Source organism: Fimbriimonas sp. LA-C6 (assembly GCF_055398105.1).
The window spans coordinates 3,135,946-3,150,498 of the sequence record NZ_AP038796.1; the positions used below are offsets into that span (position 1 = coordinate 3,135,946).

Annotated in this window: 13 protein-coding genes; 6 read left to right on the forward strand and 7 right to left on the reverse strand. The window is 53.0% G+C overall.

Translation table 11 applies throughout. From position 1 onward, the window contains the following. Position 1: 1 nt before the first annotated feature. Genes ACZ51B_RS14580 through ACZ51B_RS14590 form a run of 3 tightly spaced genes read left to right on the forward strand, consistent with a single transcriptional unit; the run spans position 2 to position 2,760 of the window. Positions 2 to 1,162 (forward strand): hypothetical protein, encoded by a 1,161-nt coding sequence (locus tag ACZ51B_RS14580; RefSeq protein ID WP_464294067.1) that lies wholly within the window; start codon positions 2 to 4, stop codon positions 1,160 to 1,162. A gap of 27 nt (positions 1,163 to 1,189) precedes the next feature. Continuing rightward, entirely contained in the window at positions 1,190 to 2,356 is a 1,167-nt protein-coding gene (locus ACZ51B_RS14585) for a hypothetical protein (RefSeq protein ID WP_464294068.1), read from the forward strand. 50 nt (positions 2,357 to 2,406) lie between these two features. Beyond that, the gene (locus ACZ51B_RS14590; protein WP_464294069.1) at positions 2,407 to 2,760 is read left to right on the forward strand and encodes a hypothetical protein; all 354 of its coding nucleotides are present in this window, start codon (positions 2,407 to 2,409) and stop codon (positions 2,758 to 2,760) included. A gap of 3 nt (positions 2,761 to 2,763) precedes the next feature. Here ACZ51B_RS14590 and ACZ51B_RS14595 read toward each other — a convergent pair whose 3' ends face one another. Together ACZ51B_RS14595 and ACZ51B_RS14600 are read right to left on the reverse strand one after the other, a co-directional pair. Further along, entirely contained in the window at positions 2,764 to 3,573 is an 810-nt protein-coding gene (locus ACZ51B_RS14595) for an MBL fold metallo-hydrolase (RefSeq protein WP_464294070.1), read from the reverse strand. A 9-nt stretch (positions 3,574 to 3,582) separates the two neighbouring features. Beyond that, a complete protein-coding gene (locus ACZ51B_RS14600; protein WP_464294071.1) occupies positions 3,583 to 4,845 on the reverse strand; it encodes a DUF1015 domain-containing protein in 1,263 nt (420 codons plus the stop codon). A 56-nt stretch (positions 4,846 to 4,901) separates the two neighbouring features. Between ACZ51B_RS14600 and ACZ51B_RS14605 the strand changes: the two genes are divergently transcribed. Together ACZ51B_RS14605 and ftsZ are read left to right on the forward strand one after the other, a co-directional pair. Next, positions 4,902 to 5,771, forward strand: a complete 870-nt coding sequence (locus tag ACZ51B_RS14605) for a polyprenyl synthetase family protein (protein WP_464294072.1) — start codon at positions 4,902 to 4,904, stop codon at positions 5,769 to 5,771. Positions 5,772 to 5,981: 210 nt separating this feature from the next. Next, positions 5,982 to 7,127 carry a cell division protein FtsZ gene (gene ftsZ, locus ACZ51B_RS14610; protein WP_464294073.1) on the forward strand — a complete coding sequence of 382 codons (1,146 nt, stop codon included), beginning with the start codon at positions 5,982 to 5,984 and terminating at the stop codon, positions 7,125 to 7,127. A gap of 444 nt (positions 7,128 to 7,571) precedes the next feature. Here ftsZ and ACZ51B_RS14615 read toward each other — a convergent pair whose 3' ends face one another. After that, a complete protein-coding gene (locus ACZ51B_RS14615; protein ID WP_464294074.1) occupies positions 7,572 to 8,729 on the reverse strand; it encodes a hypothetical protein in 1,158 nt (385 codons plus the stop codon). A gap of 754 nt (positions 8,730 to 9,483) precedes the next feature. On the opposite strand from ACZ51B_RS14615, the gene ACZ51B_RS14620 reads away from it, so the two are divergent. Next, a complete protein-coding gene (locus tag ACZ51B_RS14620) occupies positions 9,484 to 10,224 on the forward strand; it encodes a hypothetical protein (protein WP_464294075.1) in 741 nt (246 codons plus the stop codon). A gap of 188 nt (positions 10,225 to 10,412) precedes the next feature. Here the strand turns inward: ACZ51B_RS14620 and dapF are convergent, their stop codons facing one another. From dapF to ACZ51B_RS14640, 4 genes are all read right to left on the reverse strand, one after another. Then, positions 10,413 to 11,246 (reverse strand): diaminopimelate epimerase, encoded by an 834-nt coding sequence (gene dapF, locus ACZ51B_RS14625; RefSeq protein ID WP_464294076.1) that lies wholly within the window; start codon positions 11,244 to 11,246, stop codon positions 10,413 to 10,415. A 14-nt stretch (positions 11,247 to 11,260) separates the two neighbouring features. After that, on the reverse strand, positions 11,261 to 13,219 hold the full coding sequence (locus ACZ51B_RS14630) for a hypothetical protein (RefSeq protein ID WP_464294077.1): 1,959 nt from the start codon (positions 13,217 to 13,219) through the stop codon (positions 11,261 to 11,263). Between the two features lie 71 nt (positions 13,220 to 13,290). Next, positions 13,291 to 13,719 (reverse strand): acyl-CoA thioesterase, encoded by a 429-nt coding sequence (locus tag ACZ51B_RS14635; RefSeq protein WP_464294078.1) that lies wholly within the window; start codon positions 13,717 to 13,719, stop codon positions 13,291 to 13,293. A gap of 34 nt (positions 13,720 to 13,753) precedes the next feature. Beyond that, positions 13,754 to 14,530 carry a PI-PLC domain-containing protein gene (locus tag ACZ51B_RS14640; RefSeq protein ID WP_464294079.1) on the reverse strand — a complete coding sequence of 259 codons (777 nt, stop codon included), beginning with the start codon at positions 14,528 to 14,530 and terminating at the stop codon, positions 13,754 to 13,756. Between the last annotated feature and the right edge of the window lie 23 nt (positions 14,531 to 14,553).

A 14,553-nucleotide genomic window follows, 5' to 3' on the forward strand; every position in this document is an offset into this window, starting at 1 on the left:
CATGAAATCACTTCATCTTGTGTTTAGTTTGAGCTTGGGTCTGAGTTTTGTCGTAGGGCAGGCCCAGACATCCGAGGTGGTGACGGTTAAAGCTGATTCAGTCGATTTTGGTTGGACTATTCCTGTGCAAATCGACGGCGGAAAACTAGGCAACTTTCTTATCACTAGTTCAGGTGGGAAGTCATCTGTGTCCCGAAAGTTCTTGGGGTCGGACTTAGTTGGACCTGCTCGAACATCGAAGCATCGTTTGAAGTTCGGCACGATAGAAGTTAACGATGTGGAGATGATAGATGGGGAGTTTAAGTATGGGGACGAGCGTATCGTTGGGATCCTCGGGCTTGACGTCTTTCAGAAGATGGCTTTAGGCTTCGACTTCGTCAAGGGTGAGTGGACTTTTTGGCTGAAAGGTGGGCTCGATTCAGCCGCTGCCAAAAGTTGGATTCGAGAGGTTGAAGCTTGGCCTGGTGTGAGTACTCCTCCAGACTGTTCCACCGTTCCTTTCAAGCTAGGCGATCATGGAGTCATGCTTGAAGGGCAGTTTGGTTCTGATAAGCAACTGGTGAATCTCAATATCGCAGCGGGTTGGAGCCAAATTATGACCAGCCTCTCCAAGAAACTGAAGTCAGGGGTGCTTCAGCCTCGAACCACGCGAGGAATGGAAGGTGAACGCAACCTCATCATGGGTTATGGATTTGCGCTCGGTGGGGAGGATCCAACTTGGCTTGCCCATTTTCTGGAAAACACGGAAAGTAGTTCGAAAGCGACCCCTATGATAGGGATGTACGATCTCAAAGCTCGTCGATTTATCTTGGACCTTCCTGGCAAAAAGCTCTATAAAGAACGTAGTTCAGAAGAAGTGCAGTTGTCATTTGTGGCGACCCAGATGTTGGGCATGCCTGTTCGCGTAAAAGATGATCGATTGTTCATTGGTCCAAGCTATTTGAGACCCTTAGGGGATGGCATCGCACCGCTATTGGATAAGGGAGTCATCACCTACGCCGGCCTTTCTCCAAAGGATCTTATTGCTTGGTTGAAGCAGCCATCTTCTACTTCATTCGACGGCTTTGTGAAACTGGGAGAAGGTATTAAGAAAAGCTTCGTGGTCGAGATCGATTTGGATCCCGGCACTTACACGTTAACTGTCACTGTTGGATCTCGCTAGAGCACACGAAGAAAGGAATCCTAAACTATGCCAAGTTCTTTCCGAACCGTATCTATGTTCCTCGGAATCTGTTTTACGTCTTTTTCCGCGTTGGGGTTTGGGCAGAGCGAGCCTTCGACGGCGGTGAAGGCCGTGTTTGGGTCTCATGCTTGGACAATTCCGGTTCAGATTGACGGTGGGAAGGTGGGGAACTTTGCTATTTCCACGGCGCAGAAGTCTTCTGGGATTTCTGCAGCCTACTTTGGGCTGAAGCCAGTTGACTCGGAACCTAGGCTAGGCAAGCATCGGGTGAAGATTGGCTCGGTTGAGCTTGATGATGTGGAGCTGCTTGAGGGCGTCGTGACTGGCAATGGTGACCAAGCCGGAGTGTTAGGGCTTGACCTTCTCAGTAAGATGGCCATTGGCTTTGATATGGTTCGAGGCGAGTGGAGTTTGTGGCTAAAGGGTGAGCTTAAGGAATCCGACTCCAGAAAGTGGATAGAAGGAGTGGAGCGTTGGTCTGCGTCCAGTGCTGCTCCAAAATCTTCCCAGTTTCCTATCAAGATCGACGAACGTGGAGTGATTTTAGACGTCGAATCTGGCTCCAAGAAGATCGAAGTATCACTGGATACAGCTGCTTCTTATGGCAAGTTGTTCTCGCCATTCTCAACGCAAATCAAATCAGGTGCCTTTCGAGCCGAGAAGGCGCTGGATATGGACAAAGACGGAATCCTCAGGTTAGGTGCTAGCTTCTCGATAGGCGGCGAAGAACCGACTTGGTTTGCCCACTTTGCGGTCGACGAAAAGCAGCAACAAGGCGTTTCAGGAATCGGGATTTACGACCTTCATGCGCGACGGTTCATGATCGATTTCCCAGCAAAAGTCATCTATCGTGAACACAGTTCCGAAGACTTAAGACTTTCGATCTTACTGTCCCAAGTCATTGGTCTACCTCTGAGCGTAGACGGTGAGCGCCTGCGGATTGGGCCAGACTATTTGCAGCCCATTGGGGATGCACTGAAGATTGTGGATGGCAAAGAGATTACATCCATCGCGGGGGTTGCACCGAAAGAGTTGTTGTCTTGGCTAAGGGACCAGTCATCGACGGGACTCGCTGAACTTTCGAAATTCGGATTTGCGGCAGCACCGCCGTTTACAGTGGAAATCAACCTTGACCCCGGCACTTATAAGCTGAAAGTAAACGGATCGGGCTAGGTTGTCCCAAAGGAAAGAGAAGTTCGGAATGAGACGCGAGGAGTAACTACATGCTTGCAATTTGTGCTTTGGCTCTCACGCAGATTCGGGTTGGTGGTGTTACGAACTTCAAAGGGTTCGTGCCCGATGCGGAGACGGCGGTTGCGGTGGGGCGTCCGATTCTTAAGCGGTTGCTAGGGGATGCGTATCTCAAGGCTTCTGAGCCGTTTGTCGCCAAGAGTGTTTTGGGACGGTGGGTTGTGACGGGGACTTATCCCGTTCGTGCAGGCGAGGATAGGAACGTGGAGCCGTATGTGATGGCGATTGATCCTTGGTCGGCGCGGGTTGTGGTTTTTGGACCGGCACATTTGACGAATGTGCAGAAGGAGCTGAAACGCATCCCGCCGGACCGGCCGACTAAGTAAGGCTCAAATCTCAATCACTAGCCCGTCGTACCCGGGCGTTGCGTTGAGTTTGGCTAGGACGCACTCTAGGTCGGCGTGTGTGGCGCCGCCGGTGCTGGCGTGGTGGGTGGTGACGATTTGGGTGGCGGAGCTTGTGGTTCTTTGGTGACTAAGTCTAGAAAGCACCAGCTCTAGATCCTCGAAGTTGAGGTGGCCCAGGTAGTCGGTGCGGCGGTAGCCTTCTGTGCATTCGATGATGAGGCCATCGAGTTTGAAGTCTTGAAGGAACTCGAAGGTCTCATCGTCCCAGATGCCTGTGTCGGTGGCGTAGAGGAGGGTCTTGTTGTCCTTTTGGAAAAGGAAGTTGTGGCAGTCCTCATCGGCCAGGTGGTGCGCCCGGATGGGCGTGATGGCATAGGGGCCGTGTTGGAAGGGCTGGAAGCTGTGGGTTTCGACGACCTCGATGGGCCAGTCGGGGTACATCGTGCGAATCGCCTCCGCGATGAAGGGGTTCGCGTAGATGGTGTAGGGTACGAACTCCAGTTCCGTAAACGGATACATGGCGTACTGGATTTCACCCGGTGCGAAGTGGTCGTCGTGGCTGTGGGTAAACAGCATGGCCGACCAGTCTCGGGGGTTGAGACGCTCGCGGTTGATCTGTGTGAGGGTGTCGGGCGGCAGATCGATTTTGAGAACACCATCGATCAGTGCCGCCGCTCTGGAGCGCACGTCCTTGCCACCGTTTTCACGCGCAAAACGGCTGACCTCGTTGTTACAAAAGAAGCCAGGAATCCCGTCTGCTGCACCGGTACCAAGAAGCTGAATTTTCATCATCGTGCTTCTTTAGAAGTCGTTGAGACTCCATAGGACGATGCCGCTGAGAATTTTAGGGAAATAGTACGTGCTCTTCTGAGGCATTTTCTCTCCACCCAGTGCGACGACCTTCATATCATCGACGCTTGGGGGGATCATGAGGAACGCCATTGAGGAGCCGTTTTCTACAGCTTGGACTGCTTCTTCCGGATCTCGCGTGTACGAGATCGTGTCGAGGCCATTCACCCCGAGGAGCTTTTCCAGGATGACTCGGTGCAGGATGGTGACATCGAGGCCACGGAGAGCTTCGCTGGAGTCGTCTTGGATGCTAGCAACGAGTGCCTGGTCATCTTTGGGCGTCAGCAGGAGGCCCTGGCCGCCGGGAAGTGTGACGCCGAACGACCGCTGTCCCTTCGCATGAAGGGCTTCCATCTTCTCGATGAGCGAGTTGTTGGGTGCTGGTTCCAGGTTGAACTCTGTGGAGAGCTTGGCGGTTAGCTCGTCGTGGTTGGCGACGGGCGATTTGCTAAGCATCCGATGAGTGGGCAGCAGGATGAGGCCAGGATCGGACATGGAGGTGAGGGCCATCATCATGTAGTCCTCGGCAATACGGCCTTCTTTCTCGCCCTGTTGCTCTCGGAAGTTGAGGGCTGTTTCGTACCGGTGGTGGCCATCGGCGATCCACACCTTCTTGTCGTCCATCAGTTTGGTGAGGGTGGCAAGCTGCTGCTCGTCTACGATGGGTTCTAGCCAGTGCTCTACGCCGTCATCGGACTTGCAGACCATCTTCTCGGTGACATCGGCTTTCTTGATGGTATCGAGGACTTCACCTGCTGGGTCTTCGTACAGTCCGAAGATGCACTCAAGGTGTGAGCGGGTTGCTTCCAAGATGCGAAGGCGATCCTCTTTATGCTTAGGGAAAGTCTGTTCGTGGGGCAGGACGACGCCTTTTGAGTACGGTTCGACCTTGATGAGCGCGATGATGGCTGTTCTTACATGCTCGCCAAAGGTTTGGGTGTACCGATAGATGGCAGGTTTGGATTCCGGAGCAAGGGCACCCTCGCGTCGCCACTCGGAGAGTAGGGCAGCGCTACGCGCATATTTCACGTATTTGCTTCGGTCATCCTCCCTGCTTTCAGGAAGGGTCAAGTGTACGACGTTGTGCGCGTTCCTTGCAGCGTATTCCTCTCGCTGTTGGGGGGAAAGCACGTCATACGGGGGCGCAACCAATGTGTCAAGAAGCCCAGCTTCGGCGCTGAAGCGTAGGCCCTGGAAGGGTCGGATCTCCGCCATAGAAGGGCGAGTCTACCAGTCTTGAAGTGGTTTCGGCGGTAGACTCATGTTCCGTGGTGGTTGAAAGGCAACTAAAGGCCTACGCAGAACAAATAGACGTCCAGCTTGCGTCTCTGATCCCTCAAGAATCTGAGATTCCGACTGAATTGCATCAGGCCATGCGCTACTCGTGCCTTGCGCCTGGTAAACGGTTGCGCCCAGCTTTATGTATGGCAAGCGCGGTGGCGGTGGGTGGTTCTAGTGATTCGGTGGTCAATGCAGGGTGTGCCATTGAGATGCTGCACTGCTTCTCGCTGATTCACGATGATTTGCCTGCTCTGGACAATGACGAACTTCGCCGTGGCGTGCCGACGTGCCATGTGAAGTTTGGTGAGGCCGTTGCGATCCTTGCGGGTGACGCTCTGTTCACGTTGGCTTTCAGCACGCTTGCCGATGGTCCTTGGCCTGCAGAAGCGAAGGTTCATGCGATTCGACTGCTCACCCACGCTTCGACCATGTTGGTGCGCGGTGAAACGGCCGACCTGCTCTCGGAAGGAAAGCCGACGGAGCCCGAACTCTTACAGTTTATTCATGACAACAAGACGGGAGCACTGATAGCTGCCAGTTGTGAGATTGGGGGGCGACTCGAAGGCTGTTCGGAAGAAGAGGCGCGGGCGTTAAGGGAATATGGCGGGAAGATCGGGCTTGCGTTTCAGATTGCGGATGACATCCTCAATGAAATCTCGACGCCCGAGCAGTTAGGGAAGGCTGCAGGTTCTGATCGTGAGCGGGGGAAAGCGACTTACCCAGCTCTCTATGGTCTGGACGCTTCGCTTAAGCAGGCCCTGGCGTTGGCCGATGAAGGCACGGCTCATCTATCTGTGTTAAAAGGTGACGTTTCGTTCCTCTCAGAGCTAGCCTTGTTCTCTGTGCAACGGCTTAAATAGAGAGGGGATTCAGCTGGTGTGAAAACCTGGATTTGAAGACGTTTTCAACCCAGAAATGTGTATTACTTGTGGATAACTCTGGGTTTAGTGGCCTTTTTGAGCCGTTCACAAACTTCTTCATTTTTCTTGATGCTTTAGGGCGGTCCGTTGCGTCCTGAAGCCTAACAGAAACTGCATTTTCGATGTAGTTTGATGTGTCTCGGAGAAAGCATGCGACCAGATAATCTTTTCGAAAACCAGGCAACCATTAAAGTGCTCGGCATTGGTGGTGCAGGGTCGAACGCTGTCAATCGAATGATCAGCGAAGGCGTCATGGGCGTTCAGTTCGTGGCCATGAACACGGATGCGCAGGCGCTCGGGCAGAGTCTTGCAGGTAAGAAGATCCAGATCGGCGAAGTTCTGACTCGCGGTTTGGGTGCCGGTGGAAATCCTGAGGTTGGCCAGAAGGCTGCTTTGGAGAGCGAAAAGCTTATCGAAGCCGAACTTGAGGGCTGCGACATGATCTTCATCACTGCCGGTATGGGTGGTGGAACCGGAACCGGTGCAGCTCCAGTGGTTGCAGAGATGGCTCGTAAGAAGGGCATTCTTACGGTCGGCGTTGTGACTAAGCCATTCTTGTTCGAGGGACCTCGCCGCAAGCGGCTTGCTGAAGAGGGTGCGCAACGGCTGAAAGATAGCGTCGATACGCTGATCACTGTTCCTAACGACCGACTGCTCGGTTTTGTCGAAAAGAAGACCACCATGCAGCAGGCGTTTGCTGCTGCCGATGACGTTCTCCGACAGGGCGTTCAGGGTATCTCCGATATCATCCTTCTTCCTGGAATTATCAACGTTGACTTCGCAGACGTTCGCTCGGTTATGAGCAACGCGGGTGTGGCGCTGATGGGTCTTGGTCGAGGCGTGGGTGATCAAAGAGCCAAGATGGCTGCTCAGCACGCCGCCAACTCTCCGCTGCTGGAGACGAACATCCAAGGTGCCAAACGGCTCTTGGTCAACGTCACGGCTGGCCCTGACTTCTCAATTGGGGAAGCTCACGAGGCTATGGAGTACATCCTCCAGTTCACAGACGCCGACGAGGCCGACATCATCATGGGTCACGTGATGCGAGAGGCCATCGAGGGCGAGGTTCAGATTACGTTGCTTGCCGCAGGAATGGACCCGGGAAACGAGACACCGCGGTCGCGACAGGATACTGAGGTTTTTATTAGCCCAGCGCAACCGCAGGTTTCGCCAGCACCAACTTATACTGCGCCAGCACCTGCTGCACAGCCTAAGCCCCTTGCTCCAACTCCCATCCAGTTGGATGAGATCGATCTGGATATCCCAACGTTCCTCCGCCGCCAACGCGGTGGCTAGTTGTCGCAAGAAAGCCCTCCGGCCATCGCATGGGCCGGAGGGCTTTTTTATTCACCAGGAACCGCTTCGTAAAAATACTCACGTGCGACAGGTACACGGCTTGACGCCATTATGGTAGCAGCACAGTGCTCCTACCTTAGCGCGGCATTCATCATCATGACCGATACGGCTTGAGTTGCTGTCCCCTAGCCAGCTTCCATGGCTGCACCCGGAAAGAAAATGTCCCCGTTGTCAGAAAGAAGCGTGCAACCGGAGAGAGATTGGATAGCCGGGTCTAAAGAAATGTTCACTAGCCAACATTAATTTAGGGTTCACGTCGAATCAGGACAAGCTGAGACAGAAGGGCTACAAAACCGCATCCCGGATTCTTCGATTAAAAATGAGCCACCGCACGCATGTTGCGTGCGGTGGCTCCGTTGGTATTCGCTGCGAACTCTTGTCGGACTACTTGAAAACGATTTTCTGACGTCCCAACGCATAGGCGTATTCTGAGCAACCAGTGCCGCCTTGTTGGAATGTGACCGCAACAATCCCTAGACCGAGTGCAGCATGAAGAGACCCCTGGTACCAGGATCCTGTTACAGGAGACATAGGAATGGTGTACGACCTCAAAGTTGATGTCAATTTGGTTGTGCTCGGGTCAACGCCGCTCACATCGGCGGTCCCGGAGAACCCATTTACCGTGTACGAAGCAGCTCCCCAACTTCTAGCGGGGCCGCTGTAATTGCAGGTGCCTGTGTAGTACACGTTGTCTAAGCCAGTGACGGTGGTGCTTGAGATCGCTGTGGGTGACTTGATCAATACAGAAACCGTTATGTTCTCACTCGCGGACCGCCAACAATATTGTCCTGTCGCCTCGCCACGCCCTCCAGACGATACGACCTTACACCATTCGTCTAGTTCGCCATAGTTACTCTTTGAGTGATCAACTGGACCGTCAGAGCCGCTAAAAAAGTTAAGAGCTCCCCAGCTATTCGGGTCACCAGTCAACGTATTGGAGTCTGGTGAGACGCTGATATATCTTCTAGGAGTACTCGCAGAAGCCTGTCTCACAGACCCAGAGCCAAAGGGGGATGCAGCGATTTGGTCGATGTAGATCAATTGCATTGCCTGAGAAACATCGGAACTGCCAGTTGGTACACCTGCAGTTAGCTTGTTACTCACTGCTGTGTAGGTTCCTTGGAGTGTTCCATCTGGTTGGATCGTGAGGGGGACTGGAACTTGGACTGTCCCAAAATTAGAACCTGCTCCATTAATGAGAGAGAAATCGGCAGGTGCGATTTGGTCTACCACAGTTGAATTGTCATTGATGTCGAGAGCAGCAGCGTTGTCTGATGTGCTCGATAAGTTGAACGTGTTCGTAAATTGCACCTGGACGTAGGCAATCGTCGGAAGATTGGTTTCACCAGCCGCAGGGGTGTACGTGATTTTGATGGGTACAGAAGCCTGTCCTGCGGTAGACGTCTGTGTCGGAGTGGCGGTCACAGAAAGAAGGGCAGTGAGTCCATCAGATACATCGCAAGCTACATTTTGTGTTGAGCCTGAGAGCGTAGGTGTGTTAATAGAATAAGAGAATGTACCTGCAAGTGCGCCAGTTGCCAATATTTGAGTCACCGAAAGAACAAAGAGGTTTTTTAGTGATCTGTGTGTGATTACCATAGACTTCAGAGTCTATTGGGGGATTGTAAAAAAATAGTTAAAAATACTTGCCTTAATATAGAGATAATAGTTTATAAAGAGTCTCAAGTGCCCTTTTGGGCGACTCAAAAGGTGGGAGGATTTATACACTGTATGTAAAGTTGAGTGGGGGTCTTTAGTTGGCGGTCAATAAGAGCATTAATCCTCACATCATGGTGCACGTGTATGCACCTCAGCCTTGTCGAATCGTAGTGCCAGTCAAGATTCAAGCATCATGAGAGATACGTGCCTCCGATCTCACTGAAGCGTGAAACTAAAAAGGACTAGAAATCGATATAAACCTTCTCAAAATCTACTTTGTAGAATAATATGTGTTTTGCTGTTGCAAGTAACGACGGCGATTCTGCGCTGCTCACTAGGCAAGTAACCTATGTTGACGTAGTGATCGAACGAGACGAGACCCGGCTGGGTTTTGTGGTTCGAGTTATTAGAACGCTATGGTCGCAACAGGTTTTTCTCCAAGTCTAAAGACGCGTATCGCGTCACATGGGGCTAGCTATGTGCGCCTGAGCGTTTGTTCAGCTGCCACCTCATCATCTGGCATTGGGCTAGATTGTTTTGGGTGTGGCATGAAAGTCCCTTTCTCATGGAGATTCAAGTGAATTCATACCTATCAAGATGTCAGAGCCGACGTCGTAGTCGGCAATCAGCCTTTACATTGATCGAACTTCTAGTCGTCATTGCTATCATCGCTATTCTCGCTGCCATTCTCTTCCCCGTGTTTGCGCAGGCAAAGAAGTCTGCTAAGACAACTTCTGCTCTCTCGCAGCTGAAGCAGATTGGTACAGCTCAGAACATCTACGCGGGCGATTTTGACGACGGCGTTGTTCTTACAGATAATGCCAGCGGCAAATACTGGGCGGACCTCATGATGCCTTACACCAAGAACCGCGATATATTCTGGGACCCAACGCGGAAGGTCCTCAAAGAGGATTCCAGCAACGGGTATCCGTGGTCCGAGATCACGACTTTCGCGATCAACGATTCGGGATATGCGGGATACTTTCAGACTTCCGACGGAACCTGTCGTGGCAGTCTCGGAACTTATGTTTACGGCCGAACCCTTGGGAGCATTGAGAACATTTCCCAGCGTGTTTCGTTCTTGCCGAATGTCTGGGGTGGCACGTCTGTAGGCTGGTACTACATGCGAGCGTACCAAGCCAACTGGATCAACCCAGCGGACACACGAGGATCTTGGAGTTGGTACAACCAAATTTGGGATACTCGAGACTTTTTCAACGGTAACAAAATTCCGACAGTAAGAGCTGATAGCAGCGCCAGCAAGATTGGTCGCGGTGAGTTCATCGATTGGAAGCAAGCGCCTGACCAAAACAGCTACTGCGCTTGGGACGAGACGACAGGTCAGAAGACTTGGGGAGCCTTCTGGAACTCCAACTAGTGAAGAAGCTTATTTTCTCGTTTTTGTGCGTCGCCAGCTTGATGGCTCTCAACGGCTGCAATGACACTCCAGGTGTGGAAAGTAAACCACCCCCCAAGGGTGGGCCACCTGCGGATACGGCTCACCCACCTGGATTAAGTCCAGAGCAAGTTAAAAATCAGTCTCGCTAACGTTGACGGCTCTCATCATCAACCGTGGTGAGAGTCGTGCCACTTAAACTCACCCGAGTAGACACATTCTGCTGAGCCTTCAATCGTGATGGGCTGGTTCCAGCCGTTCATCGAGACGAAGACGGTTCCGCCAGGGTTGTCTACTTGGACCGTCCCCAAGCCTTCTGTGGCTCGCAAATAGTCGGCGGCTGCTGCAGAACTTCCTGTGCCACAGCCTAGAGTCTCTCCGACTCCTCTCTCCCAGATACGGACCTTCAGATGGTTAGGCTTGACAACCTGGGTCCAGATGATGCTGGTTCGGTCTGGGAAGATAGGGTCGTGCTCTATCTTGTGGCTGATCTTACTAAACCAAGGGTCCTCAGGGAGGGTTTGGACTGGGATGATCGTGTGGGTGCTGCCGGTTGTGAGAGAACTCGCGACGAATGGCTCCCCGCCAAGCTCGATGTTAGATCGGAACAGTTCGTGAGTTGTGGTGGGTACCACTTTGGGGTCGTACGTGGCGGTGCCAATGGTGGTCTTCACGCGATCGCCTTCTAGCTTCACGCCCACTTCGTGTTCCAGATGAACGAGCACAAACTCATCGTCTGCCCAACCCATTTTCTTAGCATGAACGGCTGCACACCGAAGTCCGTTGCCGCAGAAATCCTCGGTGCCGTCTGGGTTGAACATGCGGAGCAGGAGACGGTTCTTTTCTAACTGCTTCATTGCGAGCAGTCCGTCGCCACCTACACCAAAGTGTCGATCACAGATCGCGATGGCTAGCTCCCCAAGATCGCCTTGAACCTCATCGATGTGAACCATGGGGAAATCGTTCCCGATGGACTGTAACTTCCAAAAACGTATGTTTTCCACTCGCGCTGAAGATCCTACATCAATGGCTCTAAATATGCTTGAGCCGTGCTAATTGTTTCGCTAAACCAGAGTCCATCTGGGCAAACCAGTCGGAACCACCACGCGCTCGGTCGGAGTCCTGCGCTGGCTAAACCTTTGGAGGCGACGATGGCGCTTCGGATAATGCGTGCCCGCTTAAGTTCTGCTTCAAGTTCGATCTGACGTCGACGCTCGTGAATCCGCACGACTTCGGGGTCGCGCGTCAACTCGTGCTGGCGCCTTCGAGCTTCTCGCATCTGGGCTAGGACCTCGCCCTGCTTGTGGATGACATCCTGAATCTCTCTTTCGAGCCGCTTCCGGGTCTCATATTCGCACTCACAAGGGTCCTTCTCAAACATCATCAGTCGGAAGTGATCCCCTTTTGCTTTTTCTGCTGCCAGACGGTCCTGCCGTAGCTTGCGCATCTGAGTGTACAGGCTGTCTCGCTCCGCTTTGATGAGCTTCAGGTCCTTGTCAAGCCTGTCCAGCCTGCCGTGGAGGTTGGAGTAGTCGGTTGCCAGGCAGTGCCACGCCCCGCCTTGTGACTTATCCAAGTAGGCGAGCAGTTCCACAGGGCGTTTGAGTTTGGATAGCTGCTGAAGATGTGCAGACTGTTCCTCCCCGACCGACTTCCAGCGTTCTGAGAAACTGGGCGCACACAACTCTTCGGTGCCAAACGGACGCTGAAGAATCTCGGGCAGTCGAAGCCAGGAACAGCTCACGGAGAGCGCGTCCCAAGCGTTGTACTTCACCCTCAAAATCGGATTGAGTTGAAGAGGGAAGCCTGCTGCAGCTAGGTTCTGGTGGAACTTTCGCGAGTGCTTTACGTAGCTGCTTGCTCCTTCGTGGAATAAAAAGGAGAACTCTCGTGAAAGCATACCGATGAGAGCGACAGCCTTTCCGACGAGCACACAGTTGGAGCCGAATTTCTTCTCGATCGCTTCGGCAAGCTGCTTTACGGTTTCCAGTGGCTTCTTGAAGCTGAGGAACAGAGGTTTGTTGGTCATGATGACCGCTCCCTTCGTTCCAAGTCGGATAGTCCCACGCCCAACTCCTGGAATGACGAGATCGAAGGGAATCGCACCTGTGCCAAATCGAGCCAGCTCGTACAGGCCAGCGGACCCAGCGATGGCTGTGTCGTATGCCTTCTTTGCGGTGTTGCGGGTTTTGGGTTCGATAAAGGCTCTTAGGAGATCGAATCGAGGTAGATCGCAGGTCTCTTGATTGAACCGAAGAAGCTCGGTGGTGGCTGTTGTGTCGATGTCCGCTTGGCGATTCGACACGTAAGCGTAGATGTCAGGCAGCAGCTTCTGATAGAAGCTGGAAACGGTTTGCCCTGGCTCTTTAGCTGCCTCTGAAATCAGCTCTCGAAGGCCTTTAGCGACTTCAGTGGCCATCTCTTTGCCCATGCCCGCAAGCGACTCTAGGGAACTGTCGAGTGCCCAGTTGAGCGCGTGCTGAAGTTCTGGCAGAATCTGATCGAGAGGGACATCAGCCGTGATGGGGGCGTGTTCGTCTAGGGATACAATGCCGCGCCAACCCCATGCCTCGGTTGCTTCGTCCAAGAAGCCGGGGCGGGCGTGAGTGACACTTTGAATCCGCAGCCCAGCAGCAGCCAGCGCGTCTCGGGTAACCACTGTTTCGGATCCAAAGAGTGTGCTGAACTCTCCTGCTGCACTCCAAAGACCACGTGTCGTTGTGTCGTTGTGAGGTAGGGTCTTGAACTTGCCTGGAACATGAACTCCGCCGGGCAGTTTGGCGAAGTAGTCGGTATCGTGAACACCCGCAACCAATCGGCGAGTGGAGCCGATCTTGCGTAGCATGACTCCCACGCCCGCTTTCATGGGTTCGTCCCAGAAAATGGTTTGTCCCAGAGCCAACAGGGGAACACCCGGTGCCGAGCCCTCCAAATCTTGAAGGACCTCTATGAGGCTCTTACACTCAGTGTCTCCCATGCGTCAATAATCCTACGTTGTCAGCAGTCGCCTTTGTTGTAAGTTGGCGAGTCATGCTTACATTTTTACGACTATTGTAAAGTCTCGAAGTTCGCCGGATCCCTTAGCAGCATCTCTTTGATGTTTTCAGGAACCGTAACGGCCTTTTTTTCGGGACCTGTTAGGACATGCCAGGTATAGCCGGTAGTGGTGAGTCGCCCCGTGCTTTGGTTTGTCACTTCGTATTCAAACTGGATCGAGGCGCGTCGGATTTCTGGCACCCAGATTTTTACGCTGATGACGTCGTCGTACAGAACCTCGTCTCGGTAACGCAGGTGAGCTTCTACAACTGGGAGTTTGTAGCCCATCTCTTCTAGCGACTTGTAGGTGAAGCCTCTGTCGCGACACCACGCCCCCCGGGCTTGCTCAAACCAGAAGAGATAGTTGGCGTAATAGGCGTGGCCCATCTGGTCCGTTTCACCATAACGGACCCGGATGAGCTCATACGTCGGCTGGTTCATACCAGAGTGGTACCCGGTCAGGGCCTGTTTAGGCTCAGGGCTGTTTCTTTTTGAGTAGGAAAGCCCGAAGATCCTTCAATCGATCCGTGTTGATGAGGTCAACATCCGCGGAGTAAAGCTCTTCCCAAGCGGCTTCGTTGTCTGGAGCTTCCCAGAACCGAATCTTCATGCCCTTCTTGTGTGCCTGAGAAACGTAGTCCACTAGCAGCTTATGTTTCTCGGCAGAGAGAGGAGCTTTTGAGGTGCCAAACAGTGTCTCGTAGCTGTCACTCACCAGCGGGACGAGTTCCTTTTGCGTGTCGTTGGTAAGGTCCCCGATCTCGCCGTCCAGGAACATGTTGCGCTCAGTCTCCGCCTCAGCCTGTTTGCGAGGTCGCTGCCCCGTGATGATGATGGTGATGGCACGGGTCTTTACCTTGCCGTTCTTGTAGGTGCTGATCATGCCCTTGTACTTCTTCAGCTCTTCTTTCAGGATTGGATACAGGGCTTCGGGGTCAGACTTGAACTCTACGAGAAGGATGCTGGGAGCTTTGACTGGATAGATCGATTTCACGCCGTTCTTGGAGTTTTCGAGGAACGCCTTGTACATGGGGTCAAGGTACAGCGCTTGTAAAGTCTTGCCGGGCTTCAACATGTTTCGATCGTGCCCAACGCGCATCTCTCCGCCTTCCAAGAAGATGTCGGCTTCGATGCTACAGTAGCCCTCTGTCATCGCGTCCACCAATGGGTGTGTGTGGAAGTAATCGTTGTGAGCGTGTGCTCGGGTGAGCGGGATAAAAGCGGCTTGTGCCAGAGCGAGTGCCAGAAACATGACAGCGATACTTTAGCAAGAAA

Bases quoted from the DNA above. Each gene is read 5' to 3' on its own strand.
- ACZ51B_RS14580 (WP_464294067.1), top strand. From the start codon at position 2: ATGAAATCACTTCATCTTGTGTTTAGTTTGAGCTTGGGTCTGAGTTTT.
- ACZ51B_RS14585 (WP_464294068.1), top strand. From the start codon at position 1,190: ATGCCAAGTTCTTTCCGAACCGTATCTATGTTCCTCGGAATCTGTTTT.
- ACZ51B_RS14590 (WP_464294069.1), top strand. From the start codon at position 2,407: ATGCTTGCAATTTGTGCTTTGGCTCTCACGCAGATTCGGGTTGGTGGT.
- ACZ51B_RS14595 (WP_464294070.1), bottom strand. From the start codon at position 3,573: ATGATGAAAATTCAGCTTCTTGGTACCGGTGCAGCAGACGGGATTCCT.
- ACZ51B_RS14600 (WP_464294071.1), bottom strand. From the start codon at position 4,845: ATGGCGGAGATCCGACCCTTCCAGGGCCTACGCTTCAGCGCCGAAGCT.
- ftsZ (WP_464294073.1), top strand. From the start codon at position 5,982: ATGCGACCAGATAATCTTTTCGAAAACCAGGCAACCATTAAAGTGCTC.
- ACZ51B_RS14630 (WP_464294077.1), bottom strand. From the start codon at position 13,219: ATGGGAGACACTGAGTGTAAGAGCCTCATAGAGGTCCTTCAAGATTTG.
- ACZ51B_RS14635 (WP_464294078.1), bottom strand. From the start codon at position 13,719: ATGAACCAGCCGACGTATGAGCTCATCCGGGTCCGTTATGGTGAAACG.
- ACZ51B_RS14640 (WP_464294079.1), bottom strand. From the start codon at position 14,530: ATGTTTCTGGCACTCGCTCTGGCACAAGCCGCTTTTATCCCGCTCACC.